Origin of the sequence: Streptomyces tubbatahanensis, assembly GCF_022699385.1 — a bacterium.
GTDB lineage: Bacteria > Actinomycetota > Actinomycetes > Streptomycetales > Streptomycetaceae > Streptomyces > Streptomyces diacarni.
The window spans coordinates 3939839-3955669 of sequence record NZ_CP093846.1 but is presented as its reverse complement, the minus strand read 5'-3'; the positions used below and the strand labels follow the sequence as shown (position 1 = coordinate 3955669).

The window sequence follows — 15831 nt, the reverse complement described above, 5'->3', positions numbered from 1 at the left end:
TTGTTCAGCCCCGCCCGGCCTCGTCCGCGCCGCTAGGGTCCCGGCTCCAGATCGGTCTCCTCGAACACCAGCAGAGTGCGGGTGCTCAGCACCTCGGGGAAGGACTGGATGCGGGTGAGCACAAGGTCGCGCAACGCCCTGGTGTCCGGGGTGTGCACCAGCAGCAGTACGTCGAAATCACCGCTGACCAGCGCCAGGTGCGCGGCACCCGGCAGCTCCTGGAGTTTCTCGCGGACGCTGCGCCAGGAGTTCTGAACGATCTTGAGCGTGATGTAGGCGGAGGCACCGTGTCCCGCCCGCTCCTGGTCGATGCGCGCACTGAAACCGCGGATGACACCGTCGTCGAGCAGCCGGTTGATGCGCGCGTAGGCGTTGGCACGGGACACGTGCACGCGTTCGGCGACCGACCGTATGGAAGCTCTGCCGTCCGCACGGAGCAGCCGCAGCAGGTCCCGGTCGATCGCGTCGAGCGGCCTGGCCGGAGGACGGGCGTCCGCGTGTGGTTCTGAGCGGGGTTCGGGGCGCGGTTCCGCTCGGGGTTCGGGGCGAACGTCTGGACGGGGTTCCGCTCGGGGTTCCGTACGGGCGTCCGGACGGGACTCGGGACGGTCGCCCGTCTGGCGGGGCGGACCTGACCCCTCTTCCGGTCCGTGGACCGCCTCCCGCGACCCCCGAGCCGCTTCCTGCGACCCGTGGGCCATCTGTTCATCCGGCACGGTCCCCCACCTCCCCTGTGTGGACACCCTGCGGTCATCGAACGGCTCTGCGAGCCGTTTGTCCACAGGCTGGGGCCACCCGTAGCCAAAATGTGCCGACGACCGAACAATCGGTAGGGGTGGCCCACGCGGTCACCGTCCCGGCCTGTCGATGGTTCGGCCATCGGCAGGCCGGCGCGCCAGGCGTGCGGCGGGTGGCGTACCGGCCCGCGGCACGCGATAGCCCGCCGCACGAGGAGGTGCTCGTCATGACGGTCCTAGAGCAGCCAGGTACCTACGCCCCCGCGCCTGCCCCCTCCTGGCGGCCCCGCGCCGACGCGGCCCCTCTCCTGCCCGATGCCGAGCCCTACCGGGTGCTGGGGGCGCGACCGGAGGCGCGAACGGGGACCAAAACGAAGGCGCCGCGTGCCGGGTCCACACGGACTGGAACGACGCGCGCCGGCTCCGCGCGGACAGGCGTGACACGGACAGGGACACCGCGGGCAGGGGCGAAGGGAAGGGGAACGGGCACGTCCCCACTGGCGGACGAGCAGGTGGCCGCGGCCCCCGACGCCGAACTGCTGCGCCGGCTGTACGCCGCGGTCGTCCACGGACGGCGGTTCAACGAGCAGGCCACCGCGCTGACCCGCCAGGGCCGGCTGGCCGTCTACCCCTCGTCCCGGGGACAGGAGGCGTGCCAGGTGGCCGCCGCTCTCGCCCTGGGGGAGCACGACTGGCTCTTCCCCAGCTACCGCGACACCCTGGCGGCCGTCGCCCGCGGTCTCGATCCGATGGAGGTGCTGTCGCTGCTGCGCGGTGACTGGCACCACGGGTACGACACCCGGCGCACCCGGGTCGCGCCCCTGTGCACCCCGCTGGCCACCCAGCTGCCGCACGCGGTGGGGCTGGCGCACGCCGCGCGGCTCAAGGGGGACGAGGTGGCGGCCCTCGCCCTGGTGGGGGACGGGGGTACGAGTGAGGGCGATTTCCACGAGGCCTTGAACTTCGCCGCCGTCTGGCAGGCCCCGGTCGTCTTCCTCGTGCAGAACAACGGCTTCGCGATCTCCGTTCCGCTGGCCAAGCAGACGGCGGCGCCCTCCCTGGCGCACAAGGCGGTGGGGTACGGGGTGCCGGGCCGTCTGGTGGACGGCAACGACGCGGTGGCGGTGCACGAGGTGCTCACGGAGGCGCTGGAGCGCGCCCGTGCCGGAGGTGGCCCCACGCTCGTGGAGGCGGTCACCTACCGCCTGGAGGCCCACACGAACGCCGATGACGCGACGCGGTACCGCGCCGACGCCGAGGTCGAGGCCTGGCGCGCGCACGACCCGGTGGCGCTGCTGGAGCGCGAACTGCGGCAGCGGGATCTGTGGGACGAGGAGGCAGCACGTCAGGTCGAGGAGGCGGCCGAGGAGCAGGCGGCCGCGCTGCGGTCGCGGATGAACCAGGGCCCGGCTCTCGACCCCCTGGAGCTGTTCGCCCACGTGTACGCCGAGCCGACCCCGCAGCTGCGCGAGCAGGCAGGGCGGCTGCGAGCCGAGCTGGCAGCCGAGGCGACGGCCGGGCAGACGAACGAGTACGAGGCCGACCAGACCAACGCGCACGCGGTCGGACAGACGGACGAAAACGCGGCCGGGCAGACGAACGACGCTGCGCGGCGGCAGTTGGCGGCAGGCGAGCCCGCCGGTGGCGCCGGTGGGAGGACGGGGGAGGAGACCCGATGAGCACAGCAGTGCGGCAGCCCCCCAAGGCAGGCGGCGCCGACGGACGCAAGCCCGCCACCCTGGGGCAGGCACTGGGCCGTGCCCTGCGGGACGCCATGGCCGACGATCCGGACGTGCACGTCCTCGGCGAGGACGTCGGCACGCTGGGCGGCGTCTTCCGGGTGACGGACGGGCTGGCGGCCGAGTTCGGCCCTCAGCGGTGCGCCGACACCCCGCTGGCGGAGGCGGGCATCCTGGGCACGGCGGTCGGGATGGCGATGTACGGGCTGCGTCCTGTCGTGGAGATGCAGTTCGACGCGTTCGCCTTCCCCGGCTTCGAACAGCTGGTCTCGCACGTCTCCCGGATGCGCAACCGCACCCGGGGCCGGATGCCCATGCCGCTGACCGTACGCATCCCGTACGGCGGAGGCATCGGTGGAGTCGAGCACCACAGCGACTCCTCCGAGGCGTACTACATGGCCACGCCGGGTCTGCACGTGGTCACACCGGCCACGGTCGCGGACGCGTACGGGCTGCTGCGCGCGGCCATCGCGTCCGACGATCCGGTGGTCTTCCTCGAACCCAAGCGGCTGTACTGGTCCAAGGCCGAGTGGAACCCCGAGGAGCCCGACCAGGTGCCCGGCATCGGCAGGGCCGCCGTCCGCCGCCGGGGCACCTCCGCCACCCTGATCACCTACGGGCCCTCCGTTCCGCTGTGTCTGGAGGCCGCCGAGGCCGCACGGGAGGAGGGCGCCGAGGGCTGGGATCTGGAGGTGATCGATCTGCGTTCCCTCGTGCCGTTCGACGAGGAGACGGTGGTCGCCTCCGTACGGCGCACGGGACGGGCCGTCGTCGTCCACGAGTCACCCGGTTTCGCGGGTCCCGGCGGGGAGATCGCCGCTCGTGTCACGGAGCGCTGTTTCCACTACCTGGAGGCGCCGGTGCTGCGCGTCGCCGGGTTCGACGTTCCCTACCCGCCGCCGATGCTGGAGCGGCATCACCTGCCCGGCGTGGACCGCATTCTGGACGCCGTCGCACGTCTCCAGTGGGAGAGCGGCTGGACCCGTCAGCACGGTGGCGCGGCACGGGGCGGAGGTGCGGACTGATGGGCGAGGTGCGCGAGTTCCGCCTCCCGGATCTCGGCGAGGGGCTGACCGAGGCGACGGTCGTCAGGTGGCTGGTCGCGGTCGGCGGGACCGTACGGGTGGACCAGCCCGTCGTCGAGGTGGAGACGGCCAAGGCGCTCGTCGAGGTCCCCTGCCCCTATGCCGGCATGGTCACCTCGCACGCCGCCGAGGAGGGCGGCGAGGTGGAGGTCGGCGCGCCGCTGGTCACCGTCGCGGTGAGCCCGTCGGACGGTGCCCCGCACGGGGATGCCCGCGGGGACGCCGCCGGGACAGCGCGCGGACACGGCGACAGGCGCGAAGAGGCGGAACGCACGGGGACAGGAAACGGACGCGGCCAAGGAGAGGGGGCGGGTGACGGCCCGAAGCTGGAGCACTTCGGCGGCTCGGGCAACGTCCTGGTGGGCTACGGGACGGCCCCCGCGCCCGGTCGGCGCCCCCGGGTCACCTCGCACACTCCCGAGCCCGCCGCGGTGCGGGCCCCGGATGCGGGGGTGAACGGCGCGGGACAGCACCTCGGCGCGAGGGGCACCGGACAGCACCACGGCGCGAGGGGCACCGCCCGCACACCCGTGCCCGTCATCTCCCCTCTCGTACGTCGCCTGGCCCGCGAACACGCCGTGGACCTGCGAGAAATGCGCGGAAGCGGTCCCGACGGGCTCATCCTGCGCGCGGACGTGGAACGCGCCGTACGGGCGTCCGAAACGCACGTCGCGCGCACGGCACAGGGCCGCGACGAGCAGGAGGGGTACGGGGAGCGACGGGACGGCTACGAGCATGGTGGGCACGGGCGTCACACGGCCGAGCGGGCCGATGGGCCCGAGCGGCGGATCCCCCTGCGCGGAATGCGCGGCACGGCCGCCGACCGGCTCTCCCGAAGCCGCAGCGAAATCCCTGACGCCTCCTGCTGGGTGGATGCCGACGCGACGGAACTCCTCGCGGCACGTCGGCAAATGAACGCCGCCTCCTCCGCGCTCGGTGAGCCGGTCGCGCCGGTCTCCCTGCTGGCGCTGCTGGGCCGCGTCTGCACGGCGGCGCTGACTCGCTTCCCGGAGTTGAACGCGAGAGTGGACACCGAGGCGCGCGAGATCGTCGTGCTTCCCGAGGTGCACCTCGGGTTCGCCGCGCAGACGGACAGAGGACTCGTCGTTCCGGTCGTACGGGACGCGCACACGCTGTCCGCCGAGCAGCTCACCGCCCGGATGTCCCGGCTGACGGAGACGGCCCGCGCGGGCACGCTCTCCCCGACGGAGCTGACGGGCGGCACGTTCACCCTGAACAACTACGGCGTCTTCGGGGTGGACGGCTCGACGCCGATCATCAACTATCCGGAGGCGGCGATGCTCGGTGTGGGCCGGATCGCGCGCAAGCCGTGGGTGGTCGGTGAGGAACTGGCGGTACGCAGCGTGGTGCAGCTCTCCCTCACGTTCGACCACCGGGTGTGCGACGGCGGCACGGCGGGCGGTTTTCTGCGCTTGGTCGCGGACTGTGTGGAGCAACCCGCACGGCTCCTCCGTACGCTCTGATGCGTGACGCACGTTCCAGGACGCCCCTCCGCAGCAGGACCGCCCGACCGCCCCGGTGACCCGCCCGGACGCACGAGCGTTCCCTCCGGGCGCGCGGGCGATCCGCCAGGACGCACGGGCGATCCGTCCGGGGGCACGGCCGGGGACGACGACGGCCGCCCGTACGCCGCGCTCGTCCTCGCGGGCGGCGGGGCGAGCCGGCTGGGAGGCGCGGACAAACCCGCTGTCACGGTGGGCGGCAGGACGCTCCTCGACCGGGTGCTGGCGGCGTGCGCCGACGCGGCGGCCACGGTCGTGGTGGGGCCGCGGCGCGCCACCTGCCGCCCGGTCGACTGGGTGCGCGAGGACCCGCCGGGCGGCGGACCGCTCGCCGCCCTGGACGCGGGTCTGCGCGCGCTGCACGCGAAGCCCGGTGTCCCCGTGCTCGTCGTCTCCGCCGACCTGCCCTTCCTGACCCGCGAGACGGTGGACACGCTGGTGGCACTGGACGGCGGTGCCGAGGCCGCCGTCGCGCACGACGGGCGGGACCAACCGCTGCTCGCGGCGTACCGTTTGGAGCCGCTGCGGCGTGAACTGGCGCTCCTGCGCACCGAGTACGGTCATCTGTCGGGCCTGCCGTTGCGTCTCGTACTGGAGGGACTGAGGCTGCACCGTGTGCGCGCTTCGTCCGCCCCCTGGGTCGCCACCGCCGCTCTGGACTGCGACACCTGGGACGACATCGCCACAGCACGGGCCCGGATCAGGGAGCATGACACCGTGCTGGATGAATGGATGGGTGCAGTCAAGGCGGAACTGGGCATCGACATCGACGTGGACACCACCGCGCTGCTCGACCTCGCCCGGGACGCCGCGCACGGTGTCGCGCGTCCGGCCGCGCCGCTCACCACTTTCCTGGTGGGCTACGCGGCGGCGCGCGCCGACGGTTCGCCCGAGGACGTCGCCCGGGCGGCGGCCCGCGCGGCACAACTCGCCAGGCGCTGGGCCGACGAGGCCGTCGACACACCGACAGGCGCCTCGACAGGTGCACCGACAAGCGCCCCGACGAGCGGTGACCAGACAGATGCCGACGCGACGGGCCACCAGGCTGCGAGCGACCGCATGGCGACCGACGACACAGCGACCGGCAACGCAGCGACCGGCGACACAGCGACCGGCAACGCGGAAAACGCAGACGAACGATGAGCGGAGCCGACGAACTCGACGAGGCCATCGCGCTGGCCAACAGCGGTCGTACCCGTCCGGACCCGCCTCCGGCGCCGCGCCTCAAGCGCATCCGGCGTATCCAGTGGAGCGAGCACGGCGAGGACGCCATGGAGCCCGTGGACCCGGCAGGACAGGCCGAGGACGGTCACGGCCGCTCCGCACAGGCGGGCCACACCGGCCGCGGTGAGCACGCGGACGGTGCCTCACGCCCGGCCTCGCAGCACCCCGTGGACGCTTCCGGAGCCTCCAGGGAGAGCGAGCGGCCGGGCGGCGGAGAGGGACGCCAGGGACACGCAGCGCACGAGACGGCGCCCTCCTGGTCCGATGCGGTCGGTCTGGCGGCCTCCGCGGCCACACCGCCACCGCCGACCTCGCTCGGCCTGAACCGGGCGCTGGGCCACACCCTGGCCGCACCGGTGCTGGCCCTCACGGACCTGCCGCCGTTCGACACCTCGGCGATGGACGGCTGGGCCGTCTCAGGCCCTGGTCCGTGGGAGCTCGCCCGTACGGAGGACGGCGAGGAGCGCCCCGGGATCCTGGCCGGCGACCGTTTTGACCCGCCGCGCCTGGCCGACGGGGAGGCCGTTCGCATCGCGACCGGTGCCCGCGTCCCGGCGGGCACGAGCGCCGTGCTGCGCTGGGAGGCGGCCGAGCGGACCGGCGCGGCACGGCTGCGTACCGCGACGCCGCCGCAGCCCGGCACCGACATCCGCCCACGCGGTCAGGAGTGCCGCACGGGGGACGCGCTGCTGGGCACCGGTTCGCCCGTCACCCCCGCCGTGCTCGGGCTGGCGGCGGCCGCCGGGTACGACGAGTTGGAGGTCGTCGCGCGCCCGCGCGCCGAGGTGCTGGTGCTGGGCGACGAACTGCTGCACAGGGGCCTGCCGCACGACGGCAGGATCCGGGACGCACTCGGTCCGATGGTCGAGCCGTGGCTGACCGCGCTGGGTGCCGACGTGACGGCCACCCGGCTGCTGGGGGACGACGCCGAGGCCCTGTACGAGGCGGTGTCGGGGACGACGGCCGACGTGCTGGTCACGACCGGGGGTACGGCCGCTGGGCCCGTCGACCACCTGCAGCCGACGCTGCGCCGGGTGGGCGCCCGCCTGCTCGTGCACGGGGTGCGCGTGCGGCCGGGGCATCCGATGCTGCTGGCCGTACTCGATCCCGACGACGAGGCGGGGGCGACGCCGGGCGCACGGACGCGGACCGGCGCCGCCGGAGCGGAGACGGGCGCACGACCGGGAGCGCGCCCCCGGTATCTGGTCGGTCTGCCGGGCAACCCGCTGGCCGCGCTTTCCGGCCTGGTGACGCTGGCCGGACCACTGCTGCGGGCCCTCGCGGGACGGGCGGAGCCGAAGCCGCGCACCGCGACGCTGGGCGCCGAGGTGCCGGGCCATCCGCGCGACACCCGTCTCGTGCCGGTACGGCGCGAGGGTTCCGGTGTGCGCTCCCGCGTGCGCCCGCTGCGCTACGCGGGACCCGCGATGCTGCGCGGGGTCGCCTCCTGTGACGCGCTGGCCGTCGTGCCGCCCGGTGGCGCGGCCCCGGGGGAGGACGTGACGGTACTGGAGCTCCCGTGGTGAGACGGCTGAGCAGCTCACGCGAGGACGGCGACACCGAGCGGCAGGGGTCGGTGCTGCTGCCGCGCCTTTCCGTCTCGCCCTTGCGGCAGGTCATGCGGCGGCTGCTGGCGGCGCTCCTGGTCCTGTGGGTGACGGTGCTGCTGGTGTACGTGGACCGGGACGGCTACGTGGACGACGTCGACGACCACATGACGTTCCTGGACTGCCTGTACTACACGACCGTCACTCTCTCGACGACCGGTTACGGTGACATCGCCCCGGGCTCGGACAGTGCGCGTCTGGTCAACACTCTCGTCATCACGCCGTTGCGCGTGCTCTTCCTGATCATTCTCATCGGCACCACGCTCGAGGCGCTGACGGACCGCACCCGTCAGCAGTGGCGCCTGAACCGCTGGAGGTCCGCGTTGCGCGACCACACCGTCGTCGTCGGGTTCGGCACCAAGGGCCGCTCGGCCATCCAGACCCTGCTGTCCACGGGGCTGGGGCGTGACCAGGTCGTCGTCATCGACGCCTACCCGCAGTCGGTCAAGGCGGCCAACGCGGAGGGTTTCGCGGGTGTGGAGGGTGACGCCACCCGCAGCCAGGTGCTCGTCCGTGCCGAGGTGCAGCGGGCGCGACAGATCGTGATCGCACCGCAGCGGGACGACACCTCGGTGCTGGTCACACTGACGGCGCGGCAGCTCAACCCGCGCATCAAGATCGTCGCGGCGGTGCGGGAGGAGGAGAACGCGCCGCTGCTGCGGCAGTCGGGCGCCGACCAGGTCATCACGAGCGCCAGCGCGGCGGGCCGGCTCCTCGGTCTGGCCATGCTCAGCCCGAACGCCAGTTCGGTCCTGGAGGACCTCATCCAGCGGGGCACCGGACTCGACCTCAAGGAGCGCCCCGTCACCAAGGCGGAGGCGGGCCGCTCCCCGCGCGAGTGCGACGACCTGGTCGTCTCCGTCGTCCGCGGCCACCGGATACTCGCCTACGACGATCCGGAGGCCGCCAGCCTGGCGCTGACCGACCGGCTCGTCGTCATCCACCGGGCGTCACGGGCACTCCCCGAACCGGACGAGCGCAGGGGCGAGGCGAGGTGACTGGTGCGGCGGTGAGCCCCCGTCCCCGCTCTCACCCCTTCAGGTGACTGTGGTGCGCCCGGCGGTCCGCGCCGTGGCGTCAGGCGTGACGATGACGCGATGGACCCGCCGCCCACCTGCCCCAACTGCCCCGAGCGCCTGCTGTGGAAGGACACCCGCGAGACGGGTCCCGGCAAGGACGACTCCTGGTTCTGGTTCTGCGCCGGATGCCGGCAGGCGTACGTACCGACCCCCGACCAGAAGCTGCGCTTCACCTACGCGGGAAGCGGCCACCGGGGCCCCGGAAGGGCGGCCCGCGCGTGCGCCGGGGCTGACCCGCACGCCCGCAGGGCTGACCCGCACGCCCGCGGGACTGACTCACACGCCCGCAGGGCTGACCCGCGCCCCTCGCGGGACTGACTCGACGGGTCGCGGGGGCTGACCCGCGCGGGCTCGTGCGCCGCCCGGTAGCGTCGGCGTATGCATGCGATCACGATTCCCGAACCCGGCGGCCCCGAGGCGCTGGTCTGGGCCGAGGTCCCGGACCCGGAACCCGGCGAGGGCGAGGTCCTCGTCGACGTGGTGGCCGGCGCCGTCAACCGCGCCGACGTCCTCCAGCGGCAGGGCTTCTACGATCCGCCGCCCGGCGCGAGCCCGTACCCGGGCCTGGAGTGCGCCGGCCGGATCTCCGCTCTCGGACCCGGCGTGTCCGGCTGGTCGGTCGGTGACGAGGTGTGCGCGCTGCTCGGCGGCGGCGGTTACGCGGAGAAGGTCGCGGTGCCCAGCGGTCAGCTGCTGCCCGTCCCCGCGGGCGTGGAGGTGGCGACGGCGGCCGGGCTGCCGGAGGTGGCCTGCACCGTCTGGTCGAACGTGTTCATGGTGGCTCACCTGCGTCCCGGCGAGACCCTGCTGGTGCACGGCGGCTCCAGCGGCATCGGCACCATGGCCATCCAGCTCGCCAAGGCGGTGGGGGCCCGGGTGGCGGTGACAGCGGGTACGGCCGCCAAGCTGGAGCGGTGTGCCGAGCTGGGCGCCGACATCCTGATCAACTACCGCGAGCAGGACTTCGTGGAGGAGCTGCGCGCCGCGACCGACGGCGCGGGCGCCGACGTCATCCTCGACAACATGGGCGCCAAGTACCTGGAACGGAACGTCAAGGCGCTGGCGGTCAACGGCCGACTGGCCGTCATCGGTATGCAGGGCGGCGCGAAGGGGGAGCTGAACCTGGGCGCCCTGCTGGCCAAGCGCGGCGCCGTGACGGCCACCTCGCTGCGCGCCCGGCCCCCGGAGGAGAAGGCCGCCATCGTCGCCGCCGTGCGTGAGCACGTGTGGCCGCTGATCGCGGACGGCCGCGTACGTCCCGTCGTCGACAGCAGCTTCCCGATGTCCGACGCGGCCGGTGCCCACCGGACCCTGGACGAGAGCACCCACATCGGGAAGCTCCTGCTGACGACGGAGTGACCCCGCAGACGGAGTGACCCGGCATGCCGGGAGGGGGCCCGCCGCGCGGACGGCGGGCCCCTCTCGGCCGTCCGGACCGCAACATCTCCACCGTCCGGACCGCAACATCTCGGCCGTACGGGCCGGATCCTCGCTGACATCGGCTTGCCCGAAATGCCGTATTAGTCCCTTTATGTGACGCTGGTCTGGTCTGCGGACCATCCAGGGCGGAAGGGTCACGGTCGTGGGGCACTCTCAGCGGAGGAACAGGGCACTCACCCTGTTGACCTGCTTTTCCCTCGCCCTGTCCGCGCCTGCCGCCCTCGCGGAGGACAGCGCGGAACCCGGTGTCCCCGGTCCGCCCGGCACCACGTCGACCGGCGGATCTCTGCGAAACGTCCCCCTCGGCGCGTCCCCCGGTCTGCTGACCGGAAGCCCGGCGCCCGCCAGCACGCCTGGCGCCGTCGGAGCAGAACTCGATCCCTTCGTCACCGCCCGCCCCACACAGTCGGCACTGCCGTCCCGCGCACAGTCACGCGCGCAGGCGCACGCGCACACGCAGGCACAGGTGCACTCACGTGTGGGATCGCAGTCACGCGCGCAGGCGGAAGCGGCGGCCTTGCACGCCGGGCAGCTGAGCGCGACGGCGCAAGGGGCAGCCGAAACACAGGCGGCGGCCGAGATCGCGAAGGCGGTAGCCGACGTCAGGACCGCAGTGGAAGCGGCAGCAGAGGCGACGGAAACAGCTCACCTTTCGGACGCCCCTTCCCACGACCACGATGGTGCGGAGAGCACCCGTGAATCCGGTCCGGAAGGAGGCCCGGATTCCCCTCGGCCGAGGGACTTCGGACAGCCCCTGGAGCACCCCGGCGAAGACGGCCACGGTGACAGCGGCCGACCGCTGCCGCACCGCTCCGACGAAGCCCCGCCCGACGACGAAGACCCTCAGCACGGAAAACCGCAGCAGCCGGTGCAGCCCCCCGGCACCCCGGGCGAGGGACAGCGGCCACAGCCCCACCAGGACAACAAGAAGCAGCAGGAACGACAGGATCAGCGCCGACAGCACCAGCGTGACGAGCGGCACGAGAGCAAGGAACGCGAACAACAGCAAAAACGCGAACAGGAACGGGAACGCGAACGGGATGAGAAGCGGGACCGGGAGCGCGGACAGCAGGACAAACCGAAGCGGGAACAGAAGCGTGAGCACGAGCGGCGGCAGGAGGCGCACGGACGCAAGGGCAACGGCGAGGCTCCCGACCGGCCCGGCCGCCCGGAGGACCGGCCCTCCTCGTCCGGCAGTCTCACCGCACCGCACCGCTCCGACGAGGCGATCGGGAAGCACGACCTGTACGCCTCCGAGGGGCCCGTCCCCGAGCGGACCGACGCGCGCGGCAACCGCGTCGCCGCTCAACCGTCCGGGCAGGTGCTGCCCGTACTGCCCCTCGGCGCGGGGATGGCACTGATGGGGCTGGGGCTCGCCTTTCTGGCCCTGCGGCTGCGGCGCGGTTGAGCCCTCCCTCGCTCGGCGCGGGACCCAGGGCACATGCAGAATGGGGGCATGACGCAGCCGAGCAACGAACAGTCGCAGGAGAGCCCCCAGGTCCTGGTCGTGGGCCCGGACGGAATGGCTCTGGCGGGTACCGGCGCCAAGGGCGACGGTGAGGGCGATGAGCAGGCTGAGGTCCCCGTGACGGAGATGGTCGAGCAGCCGGCGAAGGTCATGCGGATCGGCAGCATGATCAAGCAGCTGCTGGAGGAGGTGAAGGCGGCGCCGCTGGACGAGGCCAGCCGGGCCCGCCTCAAGGAGATCCACACCAGTTCGATCAAGGAGCTGGAGGACGGGCTCGCGCCCGAGCTGATCGAGGAGCTGGAGCGGCTCTCGCTGCCCTTCGCCGACGACTCCACTCCGACCGACGCCGAACTGCGCATCGCGCAGGCCCAGCTCGTCGGCTGGCTCGAGGGGCTCTTCCACGGTATCCAGACCGCACTGTTCGCCCAGCAGATGGCGGCGCGCTCCCAGTTGGAGCAGATGCGCAGGGCTCTGCCGGCGGGTGCCGTACCGCCGGAGGACGCCGCGCAGGCCAACGAGGAGAACCGCCGCACCGGCGGCCCCTACCTGTAGGCACCCGCGCCGGTACGCGCCCCGTACCGGCGGGAAGACATCGGGCGACGGCATCGGCCCGGCCTCCCCGACCGACCGCTTTGATCAGCTCGGTCGGGAAGGCCGGGCCGATGTCATCCAGTGGTCAGGTCGGTGTCGCCGGCGGGCCGGGCCGGCGACATCCAGTGATACAGCGCCATCGCGACGCTCGTGGCGAGGTTGTAGCTGGAGACCTGCGGACGCATGGGGAGCGCGACCAGGCGGTCGGCGCGTGAGCGCAGCGCGTCGGACAGACCGTGCCGCTCCGAGCCGAAGGCGAGCATCGCGCCGACCGGCAGCGGCACGGACCGCAGATCGGTGCCCTCCGGGTCGAAGGCGAACAGCGGCAGGTCCGGCAGCTGGTTCACCTGACGTCGTGCGACGGGCACGGCGAAGTGCAGTCCCGCGCCGGCGCGGACGGCCGCGGGATGCCAGGGGTCGGCATCTCCTGTGGTGAGCACACCTGCGGCGCCCGCACCCGCTGCCAGCCGTACGACGGCTCCGACGTTGCCCAGGTTGCGCGGGTTGTCCAGCACGACGAGCGGCGACCCACCACCCGGGCCCGCGCTCGATGCCCCGTCTCCCCCCTCGCCCTTCTCATTGCTCTTGCCGCCGCGCTCGTCGAACGCGTCGGCAGCGGGGGCACTCTCCCGCAGGGCGAGCGCCGCCACGCCTGTGGGGTGCGGGCGGGGCACGAGGCCGCGCAGCGTTTCAGCGGGCACCTCGCGCAGCAGCGCTTCCAGGGTGCCGGTCAGGTCGGGGGCGAGCTGCTCGGCCAGCGCGAGGGCGGCGCGGCGGTCCGTGGCCAGCGCGAGGGGTACCCGCGCGCCGAAGCGCAGCGCGTGCTTCAGCGCGTGGAACCCGTCCAGCAGCACGCCGTCTTCGGCGTGCCGCGCCCACTGCGTCTCAGCCGTTCCTGTCACCCGGCCACCCTACGGGCGCCGATGCCGGGAGAGCCGGGTCCTCGGGGCCGGCCGTCCGCGGTGGAGGGGGCGCCACCGGTTGCCGGTGGCCGCCGCCGCCCGGCAGCCGTCCCCGTACGCGGGTTCTGAGAGCGGTGAGGCGTCGGCCGAGCCAGACGAGGAAGACGGTCGGCAGGAAGACCGCGTCCGCCGCGATCATCGCCATCGAGAAGAACGGCAGTCCCAGCAGGACGGCGATGCCGACGTGCTCCATGATCATCATGGCGAGGAGCACGTTTTTCACCCGCCTGTTGAACAGGGTGAAGGGGAACGCGACCTGGGTGATGACCGTCCCGTAGGTGACCAGGAAAACCATGAGGCCGTTTCCGGCCAGCAGGTGGCTCAGCTCGGGCCACGGCGTGAAGTAGTCCAGATTCATCGGGTAGTAGACGGCCGTACCGTCCTGCCACCGGCTGCCCTGGATCTTGTACCAGCCGGCCGTCGAGTAGATCAGGCAGACCTCGACCATGATGATGAGCAGCACACCGTTGTGTGCCAGGTTGGCGAGGATGTCGCAGACGGTGCGCAGCTCGCGCAGTCCGCTGCCGCCCCTGACGGCGACCGCCTTGTTCACACACCACCACGCCGCGTTGGCCACCCACAGCGCCCAGAAGAAGAGCGTCCAGCCGGTGCTCATCGCCCCGGCGATCGTGCCGCCCACCAGGATCGCGCCGAGCACCGCCCACAGCACGACGCCGCCGGTGCCCGCCACCGGATCGCCGGCCCCGGAAGCGGTGCTCCCTCCGACACTTGCCGGAGCGCTGCTCCCTCCGGCGTGTGGCAGAGCGCTTTCTCCTCTTCCGGGCGCGCCTGCGGACACGTTCGCGCGGGCGGCGTCCGTACGGGCTTCGGCACGGGAGCGGGCACGGCGGGCCCGCCGTGCGTCCAGTGACCACACCTGCGAACAACGGGTCAGGATCAGGTACAGCGACATCAGGTGGATGACGTTGTCCCCGCCGTCACCCATGAAGACGCTGCGGTTTTGCAGCGAGAGAACGCCCACCATGAACAGCACGGTGGCGGCACGCGTGTGCCACCCCAGCACCATCGCCGCCGCGGCCGCCATGGCGACCAGGTAGACGAGCTCGAACCAGCTGCCGCTGCTCGCCCACATCAGCACAGTGAAGGCGTGGTTGGTGTCGATCAGCTGCTTGCCGAGCCCGAAGCTCCAGGGGCCGGCGGGGCCGTAGAGCTCGTGCCGGTGCGGCCACTCCCGCAACAGGAAGAACAGCCAGGCCGCGCCGAACCCGATGCGCACGATCGCCGTCTGGTAGGGGCCCAGCGCGTACCCGGTGACCTTGCTCAGCCCGCGCGAGACACAGCGCTCGACCCGCACCCGGGGCCCCTGGAACCGCGACCCCGAGCCCCGGCTGGAGCCCGAACCCGGGTTCGCTCGCGAGCCCGGGCCCGATCCCGGGCCTGCGCCCGGCTCTGAGCCCGAGACGGACGACGGCACGTCTGCGCCGGAGGCCACGTACCGTCCCTCTCCCGTGACGTCCTTTGTCACTTGGCACCTCCCGGCAGGTCGGCGCTGGTGACCTGCCACCAGGGCTGCACCGAGTACTCGGTCTTGCTGTCGGTCTTCTCGTCGCTCCACTCGGGCGGTGCGACGGGAGTGACCACGGCGCGCACCTGGATGCGCTCGACGCTGCCGCCGTTCAGTTCCGTACCGAAGCGCAGCATCACGATCCGCTTGATGTACTGCTCGGAGAGCCGGCCGCGCAGTCCGTAGGGCTTGCCCTTCTCGTCATGGTTGTCGGCGTAGAACTCCCAGGCGCGGCGCAACTCGTTCTGCTGGGTGTGGCTGGGCGCCGGGTTGCCGTCGATGGCCGCACCGTCCATGGCGCTGAGGTCGACCCAGCCCGTGATCTTCGTGCTGCCGTCGGGCGCAGCGATGCGCGCCCGCGCGTGCACGGCGACGTTCTGCTGGAGAGGGTTGGGTGCGAAGAGTTTCCAGTTGCGTTCGAACTCCGGGTAGACGTAGGAGTCCACGACCTCCGCGTGCCGCTTGCTGACCGTGTTGTCCGGTGCCGTCTGCAAAAAGACCATCGCCACGTGGAACGCGACTCCGACGGTGACGACGGCCACGGCTATCGAGACGAAGATCCGCGCGGGCAACGAGAGCGCGGCGATGCCCCGCATGCCGTCTCTTCCCCCCGCGTCCCCCGTTTCCCCCGCGCTGTCCGCCCCGGGCACCTGGTGCGCTGCTGGCTCCATGCCCTCCCTGCTCCCCATTCCTTCAATGCCATGCCCATGCCTGGACCGGTCCGCCTCGAAGACTCTCAGAGACTACTGGTGCGGGGGAGCCCCGCCCGAGGGTCCGTGCCATTCGCTGTCCACAGGCGGCCCGGGCTGCTCTTGACAGCTTGGTGAGCCGCGCTCATTCTTGAACCGAAC

13 protein-coding genes and 1 pseudogene are annotated in these 15831 nt (G+C 72.7%); 10 read left to right on the top strand and 4 right to left on the bottom strand.

What is annotated here, in order from left to right; all coding sequences use genetic code 11:
- Positions 1-32: 32 nt before the first annotated feature.
- On the bottom strand, positions 33-461 hold the full coding sequence (locus tag MMF93_RS16990) for an Lrp/AsnC family transcriptional regulator (protein WP_242757618.1): 429 nt from the start codon (positions 459-461) through the stop codon (positions 33-35).
- Positions 462-964: 503 nt separating this feature from the next.
- Here MMF93_RS16990 and pdhA point away from each other — a divergent pair.
- From pdhA to MMF93_RS16935, 10 genes and pseudogenes are all read left to right on the top strand, one after another.
- Positions 965-2248: pseudogene (pdhA, locus tag MMF93_RS16980) on the top strand (pyruvate dehydrogenase (acetyl-transferring) E1 component subunit alpha); the annotation flags it as partial.
- A gap of 164 nt (positions 2249-2412) precedes the next feature.
- Complete coding sequence (locus MMF93_RS16975) at positions 2413-3501, top strand: alpha-ketoacid dehydrogenase subunit beta (RefSeq protein ID WP_242752502.1); 1089 nt, start codon at positions 2413-2415, stop codon at positions 3499-3501.
- Positions 3501-5045, top strand: a complete 1545-nt coding sequence (locus MMF93_RS16970) for a dihydrolipoamide acetyltransferase family protein (protein WP_242752500.1) — start codon at positions 3501-3503, stop codon at positions 5043-5045. Before MMF93_RS16975 ends, MMF93_RS16970 begins: the two co-directional genes overlap by 1 nt.
- A gap of 3 nt (positions 5046-5048) precedes the next feature.
- Positions 5049-6227 (top strand): DUF6457 domain-containing protein, encoded by a 1179-nt coding sequence (locus MMF93_RS16965; protein WP_274709471.1) that lies wholly within the window; start codon positions 5049-5051, stop codon positions 6225-6227.
- Positions 6224-7834, top strand: a complete 1611-nt coding sequence (locus MMF93_RS16960; protein WP_242752498.1) for a molybdopterin molybdotransferase MoeA — start codon at positions 6224-6226, stop codon at positions 7832-7834. Before MMF93_RS16965 ends, MMF93_RS16960 begins: the two co-directional genes overlap by 4 nt.
- Entirely contained in the window at positions 7828-8913 is a 1086-nt protein-coding gene (locus MMF93_RS16955) for a potassium channel family protein (protein ID WP_242752495.1), read from the top strand. Before MMF93_RS16960 ends, MMF93_RS16955 begins: the two co-directional genes overlap by 7 nt.
- A 99-nt stretch (positions 8914-9012) precedes the next feature.
- Positions 9013-9312, top strand: coding sequence for a hypothetical protein (locus MMF93_RS16950; RefSeq protein ID WP_242752493.1), 300 nt, complete (start codon positions 9013-9015; stop codon positions 9310-9312).
- 60 nt (positions 9313-9372) lie between these two features.
- Positions 9373-10353: an NAD(P)H-quinone oxidoreductase gene (locus MMF93_RS16945; RefSeq protein ID WP_242752491.1), complete on the top strand. Its 981-nt coding sequence runs from the start codon at positions 9373-9375 to the stop codon at positions 10351-10353.
- Between the two features lie 559 nt (positions 10354-10912).
- A complete protein-coding gene (locus MMF93_RS16940; RefSeq protein ID WP_242752488.1) occupies positions 10913-11842 on the top strand; it encodes a hypothetical protein in 930 nt (309 codons plus the stop codon).
- Between the two features lie 48 nt (positions 11843-11890).
- Complete coding sequence (locus MMF93_RS16935; RefSeq protein WP_114016834.1) at positions 11891-12454, top strand: bacterial proteasome activator family protein; 564 nt, start codon at positions 11891-11893, stop codon at positions 12452-12454.
- 113 nt (positions 12455-12567) lie between these two features.
- Here MMF93_RS16935 and MMF93_RS16930 read toward each other — a convergent pair whose 3' ends face one another.
- The 3 genes from MMF93_RS16930 to MMF93_RS16920 all read right to left on the bottom strand — a co-directional run bounded on the left by MMF93_RS16930 (position 12568) and on the right by MMF93_RS16920 (position 15651).
- Positions 12568-13395, bottom strand: a complete 828-nt coding sequence (locus tag MMF93_RS16930) for a TrmH family RNA methyltransferase (RefSeq protein ID WP_242752486.1) — start codon at positions 13393-13395, stop codon at positions 12568-12570.
- A complete protein-coding gene (locus MMF93_RS16925) occupies positions 13379-14770 on the bottom strand; it encodes an HTTM domain-containing protein (protein ID WP_242752484.1) in 1392 nt (463 codons plus the stop codon). The genes MMF93_RS16930 and MMF93_RS16925 overlap by 17 nt, the downstream gene beginning before the upstream one ends.
- Before the next feature lie 167 nt (positions 14771-14937).
- On the bottom strand, positions 14938-15651 hold the full coding sequence (locus MMF93_RS16920; protein ID WP_242752482.1) for a DUF5819 family protein: 714 nt from the start codon (positions 15649-15651) through the stop codon (positions 14938-14940).
- Positions 15652-15831: the final 180 nt, after the last annotated feature.